At 36.4% G+C, this 20,751-nt stretch carries 19 protein-coding genes; 9 read left to right on the top strand and 10 right to left on the bottom strand.

Annotation, left to right across the window (positions count from 1 at the left end; translation table 11 throughout):
• The first annotated feature begins 10 nt into the window (after positions 1–10).
• The 5 genes from pssA to ACRXC1_RS14630 all read left to right on the top strand — a co-directional run bounded on the left by pssA (position 11) and on the right by ACRXC1_RS14630 (position 4,705).
• Complete coding sequence (gene pssA / locus ACRXC1_RS14650; RefSeq protein WP_392910724.1) at positions 11–772, top strand: CDP-diacylglycerol--serine O-phosphatidyltransferase; 762 nt, start codon at positions 11–13, stop codon at positions 770–772.
• Positions 753–1,730, top strand: a complete 978-nt coding sequence (locus tag ACRXC1_RS14645) for a hypothetical protein (protein WP_433659878.1) — start codon at positions 753–755, stop codon at positions 1,728–1,730. Before pssA ends, ACRXC1_RS14645 begins: the two co-directional genes overlap by 20 nt.
• Positions 1,717–2,481 (top strand): tRNA pseudouridine(38-40) synthase TruA, encoded by a 765-nt coding sequence (truA, locus tag ACRXC1_RS14640; RefSeq protein WP_433659876.1) that lies wholly within the window; start codon positions 1,717–1,719, stop codon positions 2,479–2,481. Before ACRXC1_RS14645 ends, truA begins: the two co-directional genes overlap by 14 nt.
• 103 nt (positions 2,482–2,584) lie before the next feature.
• Positions 2,585–3,865 carry a trigger factor gene (gene tig, locus ACRXC1_RS14635; RefSeq protein ID WP_392858048.1) on the top strand — a complete coding sequence of 427 codons (1,281 nt, stop codon included), beginning with the start codon at positions 2,585–2,587 and terminating at the stop codon, positions 3,863–3,865.
• A 93-nt stretch (positions 3,866–3,958) separates the two neighbouring features.
• Positions 3,959–4,705 (top strand): hypothetical protein, encoded by a 747-nt coding sequence (locus ACRXC1_RS14630; RefSeq protein WP_433659874.1) that lies wholly within the window; start codon positions 3,959–3,961, stop codon positions 4,703–4,705.
• A gap of 31 nt (positions 4,706–4,736) precedes the next feature.
• Here the strand turns inward: ACRXC1_RS14630 and ACRXC1_RS14625 are convergent, their stop codons facing one another.
• The 5 genes from ACRXC1_RS14625 to hisC all read right to left on the bottom strand — a co-directional run bounded on the left by ACRXC1_RS14625 (position 4,737) and on the right by hisC (position 9,401).
• Positions 4,737–5,396, bottom strand: coding sequence for a hypothetical protein (locus tag ACRXC1_RS14625; protein WP_433659872.1), 660 nt, complete (start codon positions 5,394–5,396; stop codon positions 4,737–4,739).
• 132 nt (positions 5,397–5,528) lie between these two features.
• Positions 5,529–6,158 carry a flavin reductase family protein gene (locus ACRXC1_RS14620; protein ID WP_433659870.1) on the bottom strand — a complete coding sequence of 210 codons (630 nt, stop codon included), beginning with the start codon at positions 6,156–6,158 and terminating at the stop codon, positions 5,529–5,531.
• Between the two features lie 2 nt (positions 6,159–6,160).
• A complete protein-coding gene (locus ACRXC1_RS14615) occupies positions 6,161–7,267 on the bottom strand; it encodes a homogentisate 1,2-dioxygenase (protein WP_433659868.1) in 1,107 nt (368 codons plus the stop codon).
• A complete protein-coding gene (locus ACRXC1_RS14610; RefSeq protein WP_392910710.1) occupies positions 7,267–8,271 on the bottom strand; it encodes a fumarylacetoacetate hydrolase family protein in 1,005 nt (334 codons plus the stop codon). Before ACRXC1_RS14610 ends, ACRXC1_RS14615 begins: the two co-directional genes overlap by 1 nt.
• Complete coding sequence (gene hisC, locus ACRXC1_RS14605) at positions 8,268–9,401, bottom strand: histidinol-phosphate transaminase (RefSeq protein ID WP_433659865.1); 1,134 nt, start codon at positions 9,399–9,401, stop codon at positions 8,268–8,270. The genes ACRXC1_RS14610 and hisC overlap by 4 nt, the downstream gene beginning before the upstream one ends.
• Before the next feature lie 126 nt (positions 9,402–9,527).
• On the opposite strand from hisC, the gene ACRXC1_RS14600 reads away from it, so the two are divergent.
• The 4 genes from ACRXC1_RS14600 to ACRXC1_RS14585 are packed head-to-tail and all read left to right on the top strand — an operon-like array spanning position 9,528 to position 12,179.
• Entirely contained in the window at positions 9,528–9,932 is a 405-nt protein-coding gene (locus tag ACRXC1_RS14600; protein WP_392910705.1) for a DUF309 domain-containing protein, read from the top strand.
• A gap of 10 nt (positions 9,933–9,942) precedes the next feature.
• Complete coding sequence (locus tag ACRXC1_RS14595; protein ID WP_433659863.1) at positions 9,943–10,683, top strand: EI24 domain-containing protein; 741 nt, start codon at positions 9,943–9,945, stop codon at positions 10,681–10,683.
• On the top strand, positions 10,658–11,590 hold the full coding sequence (locus ACRXC1_RS14590; protein ID WP_433659861.1) for a hypothetical protein: 933 nt from the start codon (positions 10,658–10,660) through the stop codon (positions 11,588–11,590). Before ACRXC1_RS14595 ends, ACRXC1_RS14590 begins: the two co-directional genes overlap by 26 nt.
• Positions 11,591–11,642: 52 nt before the next feature.
• Positions 11,643–12,179 carry a GNAT family N-acetyltransferase gene (locus ACRXC1_RS14585; protein ID WP_392910700.1) on the top strand — a complete coding sequence of 179 codons (537 nt, stop codon included), beginning with the start codon at positions 11,643–11,645 and terminating at the stop codon, positions 12,177–12,179.
• Positions 12,180–12,209: 30 nt separating this feature from the next.
• Here the strand turns inward: ACRXC1_RS14585 and ACRXC1_RS14580 are convergent, their stop codons facing one another.
• The 5 genes from ACRXC1_RS14580 to ACRXC1_RS14560 all read right to left on the bottom strand — a co-directional run bounded on the left by ACRXC1_RS14580 (position 12,210) and on the right by ACRXC1_RS14560 (position 20,737).
• Complete coding sequence (locus ACRXC1_RS14580; RefSeq protein ID WP_433659858.1) at positions 12,210–14,876, bottom strand: valine--tRNA ligase; 2,667 nt, start codon at positions 14,874–14,876, stop codon at positions 12,210–12,212.
• Between the two features lie 121 nt (positions 14,877–14,997).
• Positions 14,998–15,753 (bottom strand): hypothetical protein, encoded by a 756-nt coding sequence (locus ACRXC1_RS14575; protein ID WP_393060533.1) that lies wholly within the window; start codon positions 15,751–15,753, stop codon positions 14,998–15,000.
• Positions 15,750–16,802: a hypothetical protein gene (locus ACRXC1_RS14570; RefSeq protein WP_393060535.1), complete on the bottom strand. Its 1,053-nt coding sequence runs from the start codon at positions 16,800–16,802 to the stop codon at positions 15,750–15,752. Before ACRXC1_RS14570 ends, ACRXC1_RS14575 begins: the two co-directional genes overlap by 4 nt.
• Positions 16,789–18,726, bottom strand: a complete 1,938-nt coding sequence (locus ACRXC1_RS14565; RefSeq protein ID WP_433659856.1) for a hypothetical protein — start codon at positions 18,724–18,726, stop codon at positions 16,789–16,791. Before ACRXC1_RS14565 ends, ACRXC1_RS14570 begins: the two co-directional genes overlap by 14 nt.
• The gene (locus ACRXC1_RS14560; RefSeq protein WP_433659854.1) at positions 18,707–20,737 is read right to left on the bottom strand and encodes a (Fe-S)-binding protein; all 2,031 of its coding nucleotides are present in this window, start codon (positions 20,735–20,737) and stop codon (positions 18,707–18,709) included. The genes ACRXC1_RS14565 and ACRXC1_RS14560 overlap by 20 nt, the downstream gene beginning before the upstream one ends.
• Between the last annotated feature and the right edge of the window lie 14 nt (positions 20,738–20,751).

Raw genomic sequence — 20,751 nt, 5'->3', positions numbered from 1 at the left:
GGAAATTCAAATGACAAGATATGACGGACAACCACATAAGCTAACTTTTTTCTTACCGAATGTTTTTACAGCATTGAATATGGGATGTGGATTTGCCTCAATTATTATGGCAACAAAGGGTATGTTCTACCCTGCTTGTATGATTCTGCTACTGGGGGCAATCTTTGATAGCGTAGATGGAAGAATTGCTCGTCTTACTGGGACTCAGTCTCAATTTGGTGAACAATTTGACTCTATAAGTGATGTTATCTCTTTTGGTATGGCACCGGCTTTAATTATTTACTTTAAGTATTTTCAAAACCTTGGTAGGCCAGGAATTGTTATTTCGTTCTTATACCTACTATGTGGTGCACTAAGGCTCGCTAGATTTAATGCAAATATTAATAAGGTTCCATCTAATTACTTCCAAGGTCTTCCAATTCCAGGAGGGGCCTTAGCGATTATTGGCTTTATTATGGTGACACTAGAGTTTAACTTTGGTGAGTATCAGAGTTACTACGCAGCTGCATATGTGATTTTTTATTCCCTACTAATGATCTCAAATATTCCGTTTAATTCATTTAAAAACTCGGATTATGTAAGAAAAAATCGCCGCAAGGTACTTGCGATGATTCTTCTCATTCTAGTATTAATCCTTATTTACGAGCAACTGATGATTTTTGTGCTGATTACTGCCTATGTTGTCGGATGTTTAGTGTATAATATTTTTAGTAAGGATACTAAAGTTGAATTATTCGACTGGGAAGAAAAAGATGAAGAAAGCGAATCTTAAAAACCTCTTTATTTGTACGCTATTAGTTTCAAGTACAAATGTTTTTTCTATAGACTTTAATCAGCCTCTGCCTGGAGAGTTAGATCTAAAAGATTCTCCGTACGAAAATGATCAAGGTTCTAATGATAGTGAAGAGGATAAGAATTCGATTCCAGATATCTTTGGTTCAACACCTCAGCAGTACACAGATGAAGAGCTTAAAAATGCTGTAATGAATTCACAAGATAAAGAGTGGTTGAAAACGGCCACTGATGAAGATTCAATCTTAAGAGACCCAAGTCCAAATTCATATGTTGAGTATAAAACTGAAGATCTACTTATAGATGTTTATCAAAAAGCAGATACTCAAATTGGTTTTACATATATCTATGATACTTATGATTACTCAGATAGTACTGGGACTTTTGAATCAATATTTCAAAACGATAACTCTGAAGCAGACTCTATTCAAGCAGGTTATCTTACATTCAATTATAGAAATTATTTTCAAAGAAATATTGTCTCGACATTCTTTCAGGGAAACCTTGGTCTATCATTTAACTCTGGAAAGGGGAAGTTTGGAGGCGGAACAATTTCACGAACAACATTTAATCTATGGTTGTTTCCAATTGATTTAAATCTTGGTGCGAAGTTAAACCTTGGAAAGAAGATTTCAATTACAGCTCAAGGTGGGCCAGTAATTGCTCCTATTTGGCAAAATAGAGATGATCGTGAACAAGGTGATGACGATAAAGATATTCGTCAAGTAGGTTATGGATATAACGCTTCAGCTTCGATTGATTTTTCGATTTATAATATTTTTCCAAATTTCGGAATGGACTTAAAGAAGTTCAGTGACATTAGTGAAATGAGTATTAGTCTTATGGCCAAGACAATGGATATTTCAGGATTTAAAAGAGAAGACTTTAGCGTGAGCGGAGTTTCTTTTGGTATAGGCTTTAACTTTGAGTATCTATAAAGTTACTTTTTCATACGATGGAACGAATTACTTTGGATGGCAGAAGCAAATTGGTCAGCAAAGTATTCAGGGTGAAATTGAAAAAGTTCTAAAACAATTATCAAAGTCTGATGATATACAAGTTGTTGGTTGCGGAAGAACTGATACAGGTGTTCATGCAATTTTTCAGGTTACTCGAATAACTCTTCCCATAGACATTAATCCAAATGCCCTAATGCGCGGACTTAATAGTCAGTTACCAGATGCAATAAAAGTTGTGGACTCAGAATATGCACCAGATGATTTTCAACCGGTTTTTAACGCGAGGAGTAAGACCTATCGTTACATATTCTCAGTTAAAAAACAGCCCAACCCCTTCTTGAGAAATTATGTGACCTACCTAGGCAAAGATTTGGACTTGGCCAAGCTGAATGAAGCATGTCAGCTATTTATCGGCGAGCATGACTTTGAAGGTTTCTCAACTAAGGGAACACCTGTTAAGTCGACAACTCGAAAAGTGACCAACTGTAGTGTCTTTGAAAGTGAAATGAACTATGGGCCAGGACTTAAAGAAAATGTCTTTATCATGGAGATAACCGGTAATGGATTCTTGAAGCAGATGGTTCGCTTAATTGTTTCAAGTATCTGGTCGTATGCTCAAGGAAAGATTTCAAGAGAAGTTATTGTGGGACAATTGACTAGTCCGAGTGCTGAAAAGGTTGCTCCGACGGCACCACCACAAGGCCTATTTTTGGTTAAGGTTGAGTATTAGGCTAATTGAAACCCCTTATATTCATTGACTTTTTGCCATATTCTAGCTAATTTCGGCTATTCATAATGTTAATATTGTCGCATAGCGAAGTGAGGATTTATTCATGACTTATAAAGTAGAACAAGTTAATGACTGCACAAAAAAATTATCTTTTTCATTCGATAACCTAGATCTATCTGAGCAAATTACTGTTGCTCTTAAAGAGAAGCAAAAATCAGTTTCAATCAAAGGTTTCAGAAAAGGTAAAGCGCCAATCGCTATGGTTGAAAAACTATACCGTCCACAGGTTGAAGGTGATGCTCTAAATCGTTTCGTACAAAAGGAACTTTTCGAAGCAATTAATAAAGAAGATCTTAAAGTAGTTGGTTACCCTAACTTTGAAAATATGGATTACAAAGATGGAAAGTCTGTATCATTTGATGCTGTTGTTGAAATCTTCCCAACTGTAGAACTTAAAGATTTCTCAAAACTATCATTCACAAAAGATACTGTTGAAGTAACTGAAGAAGATGTTGAAAAAGTACGTAAGAACTACCTTGCTCCAAGAGCAGAAATGGTTGAAGCTGCTGAAGGTACAGCACTAGCTAACGGACTATTCGCTGTTATGAACTTCGAAGGTGAAAAAGCTGATGGTGAAAAACCTGAAAATATGAAAGGTGAAGAATACCTACTAGAAATCGGGTCTGGTCAATTTATCCCAGGATTCGAAGAGCAAATGATTGGTATGAAAGCAGGTGAGAAGAAGACTCTAGAAGTTACTTTCCCATCTGAGTATCACGTAGAAGAACTAAAAGAAGCAAAAGTTAAGTTCCACGTTGAACTTCTTGAAATCAAAGAAAGAAAGCTTCCTGACTTTACTGATGAAGTAGCTAAAGAGCTAGGTTTTGAATCAGTAGAGGATTTCAAAGCAAAAACTCAAGAGAACCTAACTAAGCAAAATGAAAGACAAGCAGCAGAAAAGTTAAATCAAGAAATTCTTGAAAAACTAATCTCTGAAAATAGCTTTGATGTTCCATCAACTATGATTGCTCAACAAAAAGAGCACCTAAAGAATGATCTTGCAAACAACCTTAAGCAACAAGGTTTTACAGAAGATATGCTAGGTGAGTACTTTGAGAAGTGGGCCGGTGACTTAGATGAAAAAGCTCTTTTCCAAGTTAAGTCGGGACTAATTCTAGACCATCTTGCAAACAAGTACGAAGTTGAATCAACAGATGCAGACTTCGATGCGAAAATTGAAGAAAGTGCAAGCCTTTCTGGTCTAACTGCTGATCAAGTTAAAGAATTCTACACAAAAGATGAGCGTATGAAAGCAAACCTTATGTATGCAATCCGTGAAGAAAAAACTTTTGCAAAACTTCACTCAGAATTAAAAATTAAATAATACTAAGGGCCCGCTTTCTGCGGGCTTTTTTTTTTCTTCTTTAAATTACCTAAAACTTCAATATAATTTAATAAATTAATTATTGGAGAGTTCATGAGATTTCCTAGTTTTTTATTAGTATTAGTTACATTCGTAAGTTGCGCTCAGCTTGATTACAATATTCCTACATCTCGTATGGATAGTCCTGAAACAACGGGTGGGTTAGGTAAGGTAGATATCGCACTTGGTGTTGCAAGCGGCTATGATGTCGATCTTGCTGAAGGCTATGACTTTATTATTAGTGGTACGACAACAGAGGAGTCTGTTAGTGGGCCTGAGCCACTTCTAACTTTTAAAGGTAATCTAGGACTTCTTCCAAGACTTGATATTGGACTTCAAACATATCCGGACACTTCTGATCTTTTAAAAATTAAGTATCAGTTTATTGGAGGGGATCGAAAAACAGTTGGTCTAAAGATGTCTCTTCAGGGGGAGTTCGGCTTTGGCTATCATGAAGATGGCTCACTGAATACTGATTCGACAGTATATACTACTGACTTGAAAGCTAAGTCTCTAGGGGCCTCACTTAACGTTGGTTACCGAGTAAGCCCTACAGTTCTATTTTATTTAAATACTGTGTTTATGGAGTATAAGGTCGATGGAGTTTTGAAAGATGGTGCAACTATTTCTTATGATGGACAGCAGTCTCCAGAAGTTATTTTAGTGCTTCCTGGAATAAGGATTGATTTTGATACTGCTTATGTTCAGATGGAAACGGGATATTCGTTCTTAAACTCTTCTTATGATGATAAAAACTCAGATGATTTCACTTATGGCTTAAGTTTAGGTTATACATTTTAGATAAAGAAAAAGCCGCTTAGAGCGGCTTTTATTATTCTTGAATTTCATTCATTTCGTAAATTACATCGTATTTCTTTCCAGTAAAATCTGTCTTCACAATATTTTCACCTTCACAGAAAAAGTTTGATGCAGATGCTTTAAATCTTTTCTTAGTATTTGCATCCATAGCGTTTAAAGCTAGATCAACTTTACGACACTCTTTATTTCCTACAATTACTTTTGATACACTTTCGATATCCATGTAGCTTGAACAATAGTAATCAAGATGAGGAGCATCTTTATCAGAAGTTGTACTATTAAATCTAATACTATCTAAGTTCGAAACACCTCTCATAAGAGTGCGACCAAACTTACTAATGTCTTCATTTCTATCGTGAAATTGCTTATAGTCACCTTCAATTACATTAGAATAGAATTTTCCCGTAGCATAACCAGCTTTGATAAACTTTTTACCACTTTTGATCTGTTCTTGTTTTGCGACACTTAGCATTTCAAAACATTTGTTAAAGCTATATCTTTCAGCTTCTTTTACAGAACCGCTTCCACCACCACTTAGGATTGATGCTAGTCCATTTCTTAAGTTATTAGATTGAGAAGGTGAAAGGTTTAAATTTGCTGTTAGGTTATCAAATAGATCTGCTTGGGCCGTAGCACCTGTCAGGATCATAGCTGTTATCAGTAGTCTTTTCATAAAATTCCTCTTCTTTATTAAGGTGTGTTCAAGGAAATATTAGCGAAAATTGACAGCAAGGTGGTCTAAAATGGAAAAATTACTAGGGGTGTATAGATAATACCCAAGCCCCTAAGGGCTTGAAATTATTGATTATTTTTGAATTTGAGCCTTCATTAGGCGCTCAATTTGTACTCTGTGGTCACAGACGATCCAGTCATTTCCAGCACCTCTCCCAATTGGGGCATACTTATCTTGATCGATTCTACCACTATCAAGGAGTTCGTCTTCCACGTGCACCCTAACAACTTCACCTGTCACAAAAGTACCTGTTCCTGGTACATCACCGTAGCTTAAAGTATCTCTAAACTTACATTCAAAATGAATCGGTGATTCTTTCATTCTCTTTGGTGTAACAACTTCAGAATCTATTTCTGTGAGTTTAGCAAAGTCGAATTCAGACTCACCATGAGGAAGCTCTGTTGAGCAGAGGTTAACTTTCTCATAGTTGTGTTGAGTCACAAAGTTTACGACGAATTCTTTTTGACGAAGAATATTTTTAAGAGTGTCCTTTTGTTCTCCGTCGCTTGAACGAATCATTGGAGTGAAGCCGATGATCATTGGGTTTGCACTTACTACAGTAAAAAATGAGAAAGGTGCAATATTACTTGTTCCATCTTCATTAACAGTTGAAACAACTGCTATTGGTCTTGGAACAACTGATCCGATTAGTAGTTTATAATTGTCTTTAAAATCTTGTTTTGTTGTATCAAAAGTTGCCATAATTACATCCAGCTTTTCCAGTAGTCTTTATTTTCGTTTTCTTCAAACCATTTCGTTGGTTTAAGAGGGTAGCGAGTATCAACCATAACGGCATACTCGTCTGTGTATAGTTTATCTTCACCTGCTTCAAAGGCCTTTGGGTGTGGACCGTGGTGAACGCCTTGAGGGTGGAAAGTAAGTGCCCCTGCATCGATATTATCACGAGAGAAGAAATTTCCTTGGTGATAAAAAAGTACTTCATCAAAATCAATATTTGAATGATAGAAAGGAACTTTTAAAACCTTATGCTTCTTATCTTCAAGTGGCCTTTCTACAAATGAGCAAACAACAAAGTTTTTTGCTACAAAAGTAGTGTGTCCTGATGGAGGAATATGATAACGGTGACTCATGATTGGACAGATATCGTAGATTGAAATCTTCCAAGGATAGACTGAGCCCTTCCATCCCTTTGCTGTAAGAGGGTTAAATGGATATGTGATTGTTGTAATCTCTCCAAGTCTTTTGACACGTACACAATATTCAGGCCAGTCTTGATCACTTCCAAGTGCTGCTTCAGGTGTGAACTTTGCTGTTTGGTCATAAAGAGCATTTGGCCCTAGAAGACCACGTGAAGGTTCTTCAAATTCAGAATTCGATTCGACTTGGAAAAATTTTGCAGCTTGTGAAACTTTAATTGTATAAGTTGTTCCGCGAGGAATAACAATATAGTCACCTTTTACGAAAGGTACATGGCCATAGATTGTTTCAAAAGTACCACTACCTTCGTGAACAAAGTAGAGTTCATCAAAATCAGCATTTCTTAAAAAGTAATCTAGAGACTTTGTAATTGTTCCTAGACTAAGTTCACAATCATTATTTGTTAAGATTGCACGAAAATCATCCTGTAGGTCTTTGTGACTAAAAAGAGATGGAAGGTTCTTTGGTTTTAGATCTCCTGAAATATTTGTCCAGTTAACAGGTGGTTGAGTATGGTAGAGTTGGCTTACACGGCCAAAGAAGCCATTTCGTCCATGTTCTTCCTCGTATAAACCTTCCGGAATATCAACGTGAGCTTGCTTTGTATAAACGCCGCTTGCTTTAAAGCTTTCCATTTTATTATCTGTTGCCATTATCTTGTACCTCTTTGTGGTCCAATTTTATTTGTTAGTTTTCCAATCCCTTCTACTTCTAGAGTGATTTCATCGCCTGGCTTAAGCCACTTATCGATCTCTAGTCCACATCCTGTACCAACTGTACCTGAACCAAAAAGGTCCCCCGATAATACCCACTCGTCTTGTGAGACGTGAGCAATCATTTGTGCCCAGCTATAGTGAGAGTCACCAGAGAATCCTTCTGACCACTTTTCACCATTTACAGTTGCCGTCATTTTTAGATTTGGTTCTTTAAAGTCGAATTCATCAAAAGTTGTAATTACTGGTCCAATTACTGAACAAAAATCTTTACCTTTTGCTGGCCCAAGACGAACGGCCATTTCTTTCTTTTGAATATCACGGGCAGAAATATCATTAAGAATTGTAAAGCCAAAGATATGATCTTTTGCATCTTCTTCGCGAATATTAATACCATCTTTTGCAATGACCATCCCAAGTTCTAACTCGTAGTCGAGAATATTTGTATAGTGAGGCCATAAAACTTCTTGGTTGTGTCCAATGAATCCATGAGTTGGCCCTTTGTAGTAAGCAGGAATTTCATACCACGCTTCTGGGATTGGCTCATTTCTTTTTTTGAATCCAGCAGCGACATGCTTTTCATGTGCATAGAAGTCGCGGTAATTTGGAATTTTATCAATAGGTGTTTTAAGATTAATCTCATCAGATTTAAAAGCGATAGGTGTTCCGTCTCTAAGAGTTAGATCACCAACTTTTTCTAAGAATAAGTATAGGCCATAACATTCCCCTAGAAAGTCGATAGGGTCATCTTTCGTTTGTAAAATTTCTAAAAGAGACGGAGGGCAAGTGTGGTTTGCTCTTTGCCAAAAGTTAAAATATCCTTCTCTTTCATAATCACATGCCCAAACATTATTGGGATCAATAACGAGTCCATTATCTAATAAGATACCTAGACGAGGCTCTGGGCGATGAGTTCCATGATTTACATATTGGCAAATTTTCATACTAAATCCTTTCTGAATCTTTTGTTGTAAGAAGGAAGAATTCTATCGAATGCTTCAAAGAAGTGCTTCATTTCATCTTTTGTTCCAATACTAATACGCACGTATTCAGGCATTTCATTTGCTACAAGCTTTCTGATGATTACACCTTCATTTAGTAATTCTTCAAACATGAAGTCACTAGCTTCACTGCTTCCTGTTTTTAATGTAACGAAATTTGTGATTGATTTAATAGGAGAAAACTTTCTTTCTTCTAAAAAGACCATTAATTCGTCATATCTTTTTCTATTATTTCTTAACGTACGATCAAGATGTGGTTGATCTTCTAGGGCACCAACAGCACCTAATTGTCCAATCAGATTTGGTTCGAATGGAAGCTTAACTCGAGAGAGGTAACCAATTAATTCAGGATGGCCAAAACCATATCCTACACGTATTCCTGAAAGACCATAGGCTTTAGAAAAGGTTCTAAGTGTAAGAACATTATCATAGCGATAGTTCATCGAATCTGGGTAATCGTCTTGATCTTGAGCAAATTCAAAATAAGCTTCATCGAGAATAACTAGAACATGAGAAGGTACGTACTTCATAAGATAGTCGAATTCCTCTTTCGTAATATATGTTCCAGTAGGATTATTCGGATTAGCAATATAGATGACTTTTGTTTTCTCTGTAATATTGTCAGCAAGTGCTTTTACATCAAAGCGGTAATCATCAGTTAGTGGTACTTTGTTAAGCTTGGCACCAACACTTCTTGCAAGAATATAGAAACCGATAAAAGTATTGTCACAAGTAAGGACTTCATCATCTGGCTTAAGAAAGGCACGAGCAATATAGGCCATGATACCTTCAGACCCATTACCTAAAATAATATTTTCTAATTTTAGATCGTAAATTTCAGCAAGTTTTGATTTTAGAGCATAAGCATGCATATCAGGATAACGATGAAGGTCCCAAAGGCCACGAGTCATTTCACGAATGGCAAAGGGCGAAGGTCCTAGTGGATTTTCATTTGAAGCTAGTTTTGAAACTCGTGTAAGTCCTTTTTCTCTAACAACTTCATCGATTGGCTTACCAGCTTGGTAAACTTGTAGATTTTTTAAGTATTCTGGTACGAGATCTTTATGATGCATCACTCTTCCTATTTCATATTTTAGTTAAATTAAATTTGAGAAATTCTATCGTCTTTAGGGCCGATTGAATAGTTTTGGTCATCGCATCATGTATATGAGAACGAGATGAATTAGACTAACTCTATTATGAATAATTATCACTTTGGACAATTTACTACTGAGCATCTTGAACTAATCCAAGAGGGGCTTAACTTATTTAATACAGGTCATTACTGGATGTGTCATGAGGTCGTTGAAGACCTTTGGATGGATGCCATGGGAGACAATGCGCGTTATGTGTATTGGGTTGTGATTCAACTCGCAACAGCACTTTACCACCATGAAGATGACAATCTTAATGGAGCGACTGGGATGGTCAATAAGGCCAAAGGTAAAATTGACTTCATTGAAAAAAATCATGTGGAGTCGGATATAATGGATAGATACTTAGACTGGCAAAATTTGAAAAGTATTGTGAAGGCGATTCCCGTAAAACCAACTTTAAAAGACTTCTCAAAATTAAAAACTTTTAAATTTCCAGTTCAAAATTAATGGAGTCAAAATGATTGGAAAACTTCCATATTTCTTTTTTCGTTCAATGAATATTCTTAAGTCAGACAAAAAGATTATCTTGATCGCTCTTTGTCCGGTTTTAATTGGTTTTATTCTTTACTATTCATTAGGGCACTATGCCTTTAGTGAAGTCTCAACATGGGGACATGGTTATATCAATGAAAAGTATCCAGATCAGGGATGGGTTAGCACTGTCTTTTCTGGAGTTTTAATTATTCTTCTAGGAGTAATTATCAACTGGACATTCTTTATTGTGGTCTCAGTTATTGCCTCTCCTTTTAATGATATGCTTAGCTCACGAGTTGAGATGATTTATAAATTACAAAAAGAGACGAGTGATACACTTGCCCAGACCTTAAAGAGGCTACCTAGTATACTCATGAATGAACTTAAAAAGATTGGTGTGATTGTTGTTTTATCAATTATCAATATTGGTATTGGATTTTTCTTCCCACCGATTACATTTGTTCTAGGTGGACTAATTCTTGCGATTTCATTTATTGATTATTCTTGGTCTAGAAATAACTTAACTTTTGCGGAGTGCATAGGAGATGTAAAATCAGGCTTTCTTCCTTATTTACTAGGTGGAGTTGGATTTATGATTCTTATTTCTGTTCCAATCTTAAACCTATTCTTTCTTCCTCTTGCTGTTGTTTTCTTTACAGTAATTTATTGTGAATTAAGAGTTAAAGAGAGGACTCCAAGTGAAGAAGTTCCTACTCAGGGTTAAAGGTGATGAAGCAGAAATTGCTTCGATCCTACCCGTTGTAAATGCCATTGTTAAAGAGCATGAGGACAATCAAGTTGCAATTGTTTATACCGATGCAACTCAGATAGATGACTTTTGGTTACCTGAGCGATGTTGGGCCTATTCAATTTCAAAGAAAGAAACGGAGTCAATGTTTGCGGCACATAAATTTGCAGCAAACTTACACGAAGTTTTTAATACTGATTACTATATTGATTATGTGAATGATATGTACTCGGCAGTTCTAGGTCTAGCTTTTAGAGCAAATGTTAAGATTGGTTTACAAGGAGGACCAAAAAGTTTCTTTTATCAAGTATCTTTACCAGAGTATAGTGGAGAGTACTTAGATGAAAAGAAAGTGAGTGCTTTAAAAGCAGTGGAAGGGAAGTTTAACGATTCTAATATTGATCACGCTTTTACACATAAAAAAATCTCAAATATATTTATCAATTATCCACATAAGTATGACGTTGAATTTGTCGAAAGGATGAACTTTCTAGCAGAATGCTTACCGACATTGAAACTTCATGGTTATATTCCAAGTGAAGCAGTAGAGAGTTATGATGGGGTAAAGGTAAGTAAAAGAATAAGTTTATTTAGTGAATCACCAAATATTCTACGTCGTCGTATTGACGAGTTTGATGTTGTCATTACAAAGTCGCTTGCAACTGCGCAAATGAGTCGTAATCGTGGCCAGGTCGCCTTCTTAGTAGGTGATGAAGACTTGACTATCCCAGAGTGGAAGCATATGCCTGAGACCATTGGTCGTCTTTGTTTTAGTGGATCGACGCTTTTATCATATGGAATTAGCGAGCTAATTCAGCTAAAAACTTTTCCGGATTTAGAAGACTATATAGTTAATTATCAATCACTTAGACTAGTTCCATAGCTCTAAAAAACACTTGTTTGCGAGGCCGGCATAATATTGCTAAAATATTTCTATGGTGGCCGCAAAAGATCTTACATTTGCTCCTTTTGAAATCATTCCTGTGGAAGTGGATGATATCAAGTCATTGGCCAGAATCTATGTCGATTGTTTTTGGGAAAATTATAAAGGGATTCTCTCTAAGGATTATCTCTATTCATTAAAGTATTCAGATGTACAACAAACTTGGGAGCGAAAAATTCCTCGCAGGCCCACTGAGGGTGGAACTCTTGTGTTTCATGCACCTGATGGTGATGTGGTCGGCTTTATCGATTATGGGCCAGCTCGTGAACATGAACATGGTATTCCTGGTGAAATCTACGACTTTTATATTTTAAAAAAGTATCAGAAGTCTGGTATGGGACAAAAGCTATTTGAAGCTGTAATTAAAGACTTTAAAAATCGAGGATATGATTGTTTTTACCTTTGTACTTTTAAGGATAATCCTTCAAAAGGCTTCTTTATTAAAAATGGAGGAAAGGTTTTAAAAGAATCTCCCTTCGAATTTAATGGTGAGATCTATCAAGAAGAATATTTCTATTTTGAGATATAAAAAAGGCCCTTTTTGAAAGGGCCTTATTTTTTATGATTTGAATTGTTCGATTTGTTCTTTAAGTGAGTTTAGTTTTTCTTCAAAGTCACTTGCTTTTTGTCTTACTTCAACAACAACTTCTTCAGGTGCGTTTGCCATAAATTTTTCGTTGTTAAGTTTTTTTCCAATCTTATCGAATTCTTTTTGAGTTTTATCAAAGTCTTTCTCTAGACGCTTGATTTGCGCATCAAGGTCAATCACACCATCAAGCTTTAAAAAGATATCAGTGTGAGTCGTGGCCTTCATGATACATTTCTTAGGATTTTCACTAGACTTTGTTGCAATTGCTACATCTTTTGCACGAGCAAGATCTTGCATACCCGCCATATTATCTGCAAAGTAAGAAGATGCTTCTTCATCGTCAGTTAAAAGAACTACTTCAACTTCGTCTTTTGGTTTGATATTTACCGATTGTCTTAGGAAGCGAATTCCTGAAACAACTTCAATAAACTTATTCATCTTAACTTGTTCACTAGGGTAGTTAAGAGCAGTATCATATTCAGGGTAGTCTGCTGAGATGAGTAGATCTTCACTATCTTCTTTTAAGTAACCCCAAAGCTCTTCTGTAATAAAAGGAGTGATTGGGTGGAGAAGGGCAGTTATTTTTCTAAAGCAGTACTTAAGAACAGTCGCTCTTTGGACTTTAGCCGCTTCGTCTTCTCCGTTAAGAGTATTCTTTGAAAGCTCAATAAACCAAGAACAGAACTTATCGTAAACAAAAGAGTAAACTTCTGAACATGCGTCATCGTAGCGGAATGCATCGAGAGATTCATTCACAACTTTTGTTGCATCGTTAAGCTCCGATAGAATCCACTTCTCTTGATCATCAAGGTTAGTTGGAAGTTCTTTCTGAGCAAGGTCTAAGAATGGAGAGATGAATCGGAAAGCATTCCAAATCTTATTAATGAAGTTTCTATAACCAGCGATTCTTTCTGGATCGAGGTTAATTGCGCGGTTGTAACCAGAACCAGCAGCAAGAGTGAAGCGGAATGCATCGGCCCCGTATTGTTCAACCATCTCAAGTGGATCAATTCCGTTTCCAAGTGATTTACTCATCTTGCGACCTAGCTTATCTCTAACGATTGCGTGAATATAAACTTTATCGAATGGAACTTGATTAGAAAATTTTGTTCCCATCATCATCATTCTAGCAACCCAGAAGAAGATAATATCAAAGCCAGTGATTAGAACTGAAGTTGGGTAAAACTTATCAAAACCGCGCTCTTCCATTCTCTGCTCATTTGGCCAACCAAGCGTCGACATTGGCCATAGCCCTGAAGAGAACCATGTATCAAGAACGTCTGGATCTTGCGTGTATTCTTTAGCACTACACTTTGGACATGATTCAGGCTCAAGAGCTTCATCCGCCCATTGGTGTTCACATGATGTACATGTGAATACTGGAATTCTGTGTCCCCATAGAAGTTGACGAGAAACGCACCAGTTCTTTGGCTCGCGAAGCCAAGCAAAGTAAGTATTCTCCCATCCCTTAGGGTAGAAGCGAGTTGTATCATCTTCAACTTTTGCAACAGCTTCAGCGGCCATATCGTGAACATTTACAAACCATTGCTTTGAGATCATTGGTTCAATAACAACACCAGATCTTTCACCGTGACCAACTTGATGCACGTGCTTTTCTTCTTTAACAAATAGTTCTAATTCTTTTAGTTTTTCAATAACACCTTTACGAGCTTTCTTACAAGCTAGCCCCTGCCACTCAAGACCGTGCTCATTAAGAGTTCCATCTAGATTTAGGATATTGATGATTTCAAGATTATGTCTCTTTCCAATTTCAAAGTCATTGAAGTCATGACCTGGAGTAACCTTTAGACAACCAGTTCCTTTTTCAATATCAACGTGTTCATCACCAACAATTGGTACTTCACGGTTACAAAGTGGAACGATTGCTTTCTTACCAATTAGGTGAGCGAATCTTTCATCGTTTGGATTTACTGCTACGGCCGTATCACCAAGAAGTGTTTCAGGTCTAGTTGTAGCAACTTCTAATTTAATATCGCTGTCTTTTACAGAATAAAGGATATGGTAGAAGGCACCATTAACTTCTTTGTGATCAACTTCTGCATCTGAGATTGCTGATTGAAGCTTTGGGTCCCAGTTTACGATATAGTCTGACTGATAAATTAGACCTTCATTGTAAAGAGTTACGAAAGCGCGTCGAACAGCTTCGTTTGCTTCAGGATCCATCGTGAACATTGAGTAATCCCAGTCACAACTAGCACCCATTACTCTTTGTTGGTTAGCGATAACACCACCATATTGTTCTTTCCACTCCCAGATCTTCTTTAGAAAATCTTCACGTGAGTAGTCGTGCTTAGTTTTCTTTTCTTCATTCCAGATTAGCTCTTCAACTTTTGACTGAGTTGCAATACCTGCGTGATCCATTCCTGGAAGAAATAAAGTTTCATAACCTTTCATTCTTTTAAAACGAATAAGGGCATCTTGAGTTGTGATATCAAGTGCGTGACCTGCGTGAAGAATTCCTGTGACATTTGGAGGTGGCATGATGACGCAAAAAGACTCACCAGTCTTTCCTGCTTTAGGAGTAAAATACTTTTCATTTTCCCATTTCTGGTACCACTTCTTTTCTACATCATTAGAGCTATATGTTTTAGGTAGCTCATCGAAATTTTTTGTCACAATTTCTTCCTTTTTTCGATTTAACTAATTGAAATTATATATCATAGGATACACGTTATTTCTTTTAAAAATAGATGGGTAAATAGTTGAAATCCCCAAAAAGTACACGCCACCTTTAACTTTATTCCCAGTTTTCGACGGGCTCTGGAAGCTCTTGAGGGGCCTTGTAATCAGGGTCTTTGTCTGGCGCGTTATTAAAGAGAAGCTTATCAACTTGTCTTCTGGCCTTGATCAGATCAATGTCATTTATAGAGATATAAGATATATCATTATCTTTTTTGTAACTTGCGGCCGTAATACTTAAATTGCGATTTAGGGAGTTGAGAATTTCTAAGTTTGTTTTTAATAGTGTTGCATTGCGAACAGAAGTTGGCTTTTTGAGCGTATCGATCCAATATTGTAGGTAGCTGATTCGGTTCATGAATGCTTTTAGCTCCGGTGAAATTTTTAGATCTCTATTTTTAATATAGGCGTTGTACTCTCTTAAATTTCTATTTGTTAATAACTCACCAATATCTTTTAAAATTTTAGAAGATATTGATTTTGAAAATGGAAGAGAAGATTCGATTGATTTAATATTCTGATCAAGCTCGTTGTAGAGTGCTTGAGAGATATTTACGTGCTCATACTGCTTATTTAACTTTGTATTTAGGATGGAGTTTAAAATCATTAGCTCGATAAAATCATTATCAAGTGGAGAGGTTAGATTCTTACTAAGGTTAATAATATATTCTTGGTTTATCTTACTATTGAGATAAAGTTCTGTTACTAAATTCTTAAGCATCGGGCTAAGGCTTGGTGAAAACTTAAGCTCTTGTTGTGTTGGTGCAGATGCAAAAACTTTAAATGTGATAAGTAATAAAATTATAAATCTCATAGTTTTGACTTAATCTCTTTATTGATACTGAATTTCCCTTCTTTATTTTTTAACAAGTAGATCTTGTCCTTATAAGGAACTAAGATTGAATTATTATGAAGCACAATATTTGAAATATAGTTTAAATCGGTTCTTTGGTAGAGTTTCTTTTCTTCTAGATTGTAAGCGACAATCTCTCTTTGATTAAAGAGGTTAGAGTTTTCACTCTTTAACGTCAGAATAAAGAATAGCTCATTATTTAATATATTTAAATTAAAGGCCGGTCCAGACTGTGTGTTAATTAGTGGAGTTCTTTTAGTAAAATCAACTCTTCCTTTTTCTAACTCTGTTAAGTCCATATATGGATTCTTACCACCAGATGATTCAAGTATGAATACTTTCTTATCGGAACTAGCGAGGCTCACAACCTTATTCGCCTTATCATATTGATGAAGAAGATACTTCTTCTTAGAACGATTATTAAAGATATTAAGATTGATTTTAAAATCAAGGCCCTTATCTGTGTAATAGATGAGACTATCATCAAAAATCTCTACTTCACTTTGATGAAGTATGTCTTTTGTAGTTAGTGGAATTGAAAAACGATCGAGATTGTTTTTAATATTTACGACTTCAAGATATAACTTACTTTCATCTTCTTTTGTGTAAGAGATATAATTACTTTTATGATGAAATTTTGGATAGCTACCTTTTCCAACAAAGTCTAATTGATTCTTTTTGATTTGATAAAAATATATTTCTGATTCAGAGATGTATGAAAAATCTTTATAGTGACTACTCTTAACACTGATAATGTAGAGATCATCAGATGCCTTGATGACATCAAATTCGCTATCAGTCTTCTTTTCTAAAACTGTATTGGCGCGATTCTTTGCTGAATATGCAATAGCGTTCTTTCCTTTTAAATAGAAGGTAATCCCATTTAAATCGTCGTATTTAAGATTGTGAACATTTTGTCTTGTCGATAACTCAAGTAGTGCTGACTTTGAAAGTACACTTGTCGCAAGAAGTGATGAAATAATGATCTTTGTAAGTTTAGTAAAGGCCATATAACTCCCAATTCTTTAAAGGGCTCAATGTTGAGTACCTAGAAAGTGCTGTAAAGGCATTCGCCCATAATATGGAGCGAGGAGAATTGATATCATCCATGGCACTTCTAAAACTTAGATAAGTATTATTATTAATTTCTCTGTAACCATCAATAATAAATGGCATAGGTGTACAAACTCCGATCTTTCTTAGTTGGTAATGAGAAGGGTAGATATCCTCCGCACATCCTTGACCGTGAATAATTCCATTCTTTTTGTTATCCAAAAAGAATTTTAAAGAAGTAAGTGAATTGATTTCTTGTTCTTTAATATTTAGAACAGAAATTATTCTACTGTGAATATCAGCATCTGAAGAGTTGTACTTTGTCTTGAAGTAGTCAAATGAAAGAGAGCCCTCACTCCAGATCTCAAGTGCTTTACGATTATCAATCATCACATTGTATTTGCAGCTTTCAGAACGACAGGCCAGCTCCTGAGGAACAATCCAGCATCCGGCCTTATACTTTAGACGAAGTGGATTGTACTGTTTTTTAGAAACTTGTTCACACTTGATTCGACTAGAGACAATTTTAGTTTGGAATAGTGCATTTGCTACAACCATATTTAGGGCATTGTAATTCTCTTTTGAATTTCCTGGAATAAAAGGTAAGCACTTTTTCCCATTGTTAGAATTATAGCAAATACGAAGTGGCCACTTCTCTTCTTCATCTGATTCTAGGTATAGGCCATAGATCTTTTCATAAGAAGGGAAGACGCAGTCTTTGCTCTTTATATCATTAGTTGCAAAGTGTTTAATTACTCGAGAACCATTTACGATAGCGTAATTACCAATATTTCTTGGACAGTCATTGAAGTTATTCTTAAGTCTTGAAATTTTTAATGTTTCTGAAATCTCATTACAGCTAGGCATAGGGTAGAGTACTGATCCAGTTGCTGGTCCCTGAGTCATGCAACGATTTGGTTCTTTTCGTAAAAGAGAAATACATTTTAAGTAATCTAGATCTTTCAAATCTACTTCAGAACTCTTAGCTAAAATATTACGACAGCGAACTTCGATGTAATCAGGAGACTTTTGTTTATTTATAATTAGTGACCAAAAGTCTTGCTTAGAATAGTTTTTACAAAATAACTCTTCACGACTTAAGTTACTGCAAAAATTCTTAAAGTATAGAATATCTCTGTCACTAACCTCATCAGTATAGGTTTTAGATTGCCTTCTTAGGGAGTTGATATAGCTTCGCTCTGAAATACTAAGAGAATTATCTCGTAGCCTCTGAGAGAGCTTGTCTGCTAGCTCAATTGTATAGGGGGCACTACAGATATGATCAAGATTGATATTACTTTTAAGCTCCTTGTATTGATCAAGACACTGAGTTTGATTCCTTGGGAATTTAGGAGTTAGTTTTTTAAATGTATCTTTCAAAAGCCCTTTTTCAAACAGACGAGACTGCTTAAACGAGAGGCGACAATTACTTTTATAATAGTGTGCTAAAAAGGCATCTATTGGGACAAGGGCCGTAGAAGTAGAACTTCCCAACGTAATAGAGGTTTCAACATTTAAAAGAGGTCGATTATTAATTCTAATAAGACGATTTTTAAGAAGAGTATAGATTGAGCACTTATTCACATGAAACAATTCTGTATAATCTTGTTCACTGTAAAGAATGATGGCATTCAGTTGCCTTTTCGATAACTCAATTTTCTCTTCATCTTTAAAGTTTTGTCTAAAAGTTACCTTATCGCTTGGTGGATTGAGGATTTTTTCATTAACTTCATTTTGAAATGCATTTAACTTTTCTTCAAATGTTTCTAATAGACTGGTTTGATTTTCTTGAGTGCTTTGGGCGAGTATTTGATTTTGTAAAAAGCTAGGCTCAGCTAGAACTGAGCCTAGTATAATTGATTTAATCGATAGTTTTTGCAAGGATTGAAGCAACGTCTTCAATCTCAAGGTTTTCTGTACCTGTTTTTTCGCTAATTCCACCCTTAAAGTTTATCATACAGAAAGAGCAGGCCGTAGCTAATTTATCAACTTTCTTTTCACCAACATGCTCAAGGCGTCCAGCAGCTAGATCAGTACCAGCTTCAACCTCGTACCACATGTTTCCACCACCCATTCCGCAGCATAGGGCAGTATCTTCTTTCTTATCCATTTCTTTGATCTCAACACCAGCTGCCTTAAGAATTTCTCTTGGAGCATTGTATTCACCGTGGTGGCGTCCAAGATAACATGGATCGTGGAAAGTAAGATTCTCTTCGACTTTCTTTTCTGGTTTTAATTTTCCAGAACGTAGTAGGTCAGCAAGAAGTTCTGTGTGGTGAACTGTTGTAAAGTCACCATCATCAAACTTAGCGTATTCCTTACCAATTGTGTGAAGACAGTGAGGGCAGTGAGTTACAACTTTATCAAAGTCGTATTGTCTCATATTGGCAATATTCTCAATAGCGATTTCAAAGAATGAGTACTCATCTCCGAAGCGTCTGATCGGGTCACCGTTACATTTTTCAGTTTTACCCATTACTGCAAATGAAACACCTGCTTTCTTAAGAAGTTTAACTGTATCTTGAACAACTTTTTGGTTAGAAGCATCGTATGAACCGGCACAACCAACGTAGTAAAGGTAATCAACTTTCTTTCCAGCTTCGATTACAGGTACATCAAGACCGTCGGCCCACTTGAAACGATCATCTTGAGAGATCCCCCAAGGGTTACCATTAATTTGAACTTTTTGAACTGCTGTTGCAGCATCCGCTGGGATCTCACCAAGAGTTAAAGTCTTGTACCTCTTAGCACCCATGATGATATCAACGTGCTCAATATTTGCAGGACATTCTTCCATACATGCACCACATGTCGTACATGAATCCAACTCGATTGAAGAGTAAGTTGTATTTTCCCAGAAGTCTGCATCAGTTTCGCCTTTGGCCGCTGTTTCAAAAGCAAGGTCACGAGCTTTTGTAATGATCTTCTTAGGGTCTAGAGGTCTCTCTGCAAGGTTTGCAGGACATACTTGTGTACAACGTCCACACTCAACACATGCAAGAAGGTCTAGCTTGTTCTTAAGAGTAAGCTCTGAGATTTTTCCAAGCCCAAAAGTTTCTGCTGTTTCGTCTTCAAAATTCATTGGCTCAAGAACAGCACCACGTCTTGGAGGTGTAACTAGAGCAGCAAATGGAAGTACGAAGATATGTGAGAACTTTGTTGTTCCACATGCGGCAACAAATAACATTGTATTTGCCATGTGAACCATCCACATCGCGCGATATGAATACGCCCATGTTTGTTCTGAAAGTGGGATTGCTGAAAAGATTGTCGCAAGCAACCAACCTACTGGTGACCAAGTCGCTTCGCCAACTGGCATTCCAGTTCCCATAATTCTTACACCTTCAATCAGGTATCCAAGAACAACAAGACAGATTAGCATAGCGTACATAAATAATTCTTGCTTTGGTCTCGTAGCCTGTAGGTAATCAGGCTTGTCAATATATCTTCTTTTGTATGCAAGTCCGATACCTGCAAGAACCATAAGTCCTGCCATATCAGCTAGGAAGGAGATAACGATATAAACAGGTCCTTTATAAATTTTAAAAGGAGTATCTGCGTGAATGGCAACTAGATCCGTGGCAATCCACAAAATGACAAATCCCCAAAAGATTAAGCCGTGAAAAATTGCAACATTTCTAAAACGTGGAACTTTACCAGTTAGAAGCATTGTCTTAAAGAATGCTCCCCAGTTTAGTTTCTCTGGTAGAAGCTCTTTTAGGCCTTTGATGGCATCAACACCTTTCTTTCCAGTGATAAATTGAATTTTTTGATACAGGCCTTTGAACATAACAAAGACTGCTGCAAAAAATAGGATGTACATGACAACCTTAAACGAGAATGGAATATTCCAAAAAATTTCTCGCGTGGCAGCATCAAGAGTTTGATTCATTTCTTCCCTCGCTT

This window comes from Halobacteriovorax sp. GFR8 (genome assembly GCF_050955245.1).
Taxonomy (GTDB): Bacteria; Bdellovibrionota; Bacteriovoracia; order Bacteriovoracales; family Bacteriovoracaceae; genus Halobacteriovorax_A.
Note: the sequence above shows the minus strand (reverse complement) of the source record. Positions and strands in the feature narration are given on the sequence as shown.

What these genes read in the sequence shown, in the direction of transcription:
- pssA (WP_392910724.1), top strand. Translation starts at nt 11, where the DNA reads ATGACAAGATATGACGGACAACCACATAAGCTAACTTTTTTCTTACCG.
- ACRXC1_RS14645 (WP_433659878.1), top strand. Translation starts at nt 753, where the DNA reads ATGAAGAAAGCGAATCTTAAAAACCTCTTTATTTGTACGCTATTAGTT.
- tig (WP_392858048.1), top strand. Translation starts at nt 2,585, where the DNA reads ATGACTTATAAAGTAGAACAAGTTAATGACTGCACAAAAAAATTATCT.
- ACRXC1_RS14630 (WP_433659874.1), top strand. Translation starts at nt 3,959, where the DNA reads ATGAGATTTCCTAGTTTTTTATTAGTATTAGTTACATTCGTAAGTTGC.
- ACRXC1_RS14625 (WP_433659872.1), bottom strand. Translation starts at nt 5,396, where the DNA reads ATGAAAAGACTACTGATAACAGCTATGATCCTGACAGGTGCTACGGCC.
- ACRXC1_RS14620 (WP_433659870.1), bottom strand. Translation starts at nt 6,158, where the DNA reads ATGGCAACTTTTGATACAACAAAACAAGATTTTAAAGACAATTATAAA.
- ACRXC1_RS14615 (WP_433659868.1), bottom strand. Translation starts at nt 7,267, where the DNA reads ATGGCAACAGATAATAAAATGGAAAGCTTTAAAGCAAGCGGCGTTTAT.
- ACRXC1_RS14610 (WP_392910710.1), bottom strand. Translation starts at nt 8,271, where the DNA reads ATGAAAATTTGCCAATATGTAAATCATGGAACTCATCGCCCAGAGCCT.
- hisC (WP_433659865.1), bottom strand. Translation starts at nt 9,401, where the DNA reads ATGCATCATAAAGATCTCGTACCAGAATACTTAAAAAATCTACAAGTT.
- ACRXC1_RS14600 (WP_392910705.1), top strand. Translation starts at nt 9,528, where the DNA reads ATGAATAATTATCACTTTGGACAATTTACTACTGAGCATCTTGAACTA.
- ACRXC1_RS14595 (WP_433659863.1), top strand. Translation starts at nt 9,943, where the DNA reads ATGATTGGAAAACTTCCATATTTCTTTTTTCGTTCAATGAATATTCTT.
- ACRXC1_RS14585 (WP_392910700.1), top strand. Translation starts at nt 11,643, where the DNA reads ATGGTGGCCGCAAAAGATCTTACATTTGCTCCTTTTGAAATCATTCCT.
- ACRXC1_RS14575 (WP_393060533.1), bottom strand. Translation starts at nt 15,753, where the DNA reads ATGAGATTTATAATTTTATTACTTATCACATTTAAAGTTTTTGCATCT.
- ACRXC1_RS14570 (WP_393060535.1), bottom strand. Translation starts at nt 16,802, where the DNA reads ATGGCCTTTACTAAACTTACAAAGATCATTATTTCATCACTTCTTGCG.
- ACRXC1_RS14560 (WP_433659854.1), bottom strand. Translation starts at nt 20,737, where the DNA reads ATGAATCAAACTCTTGATGCTGCCACGCGAGAAATTTTTTGGAATATT.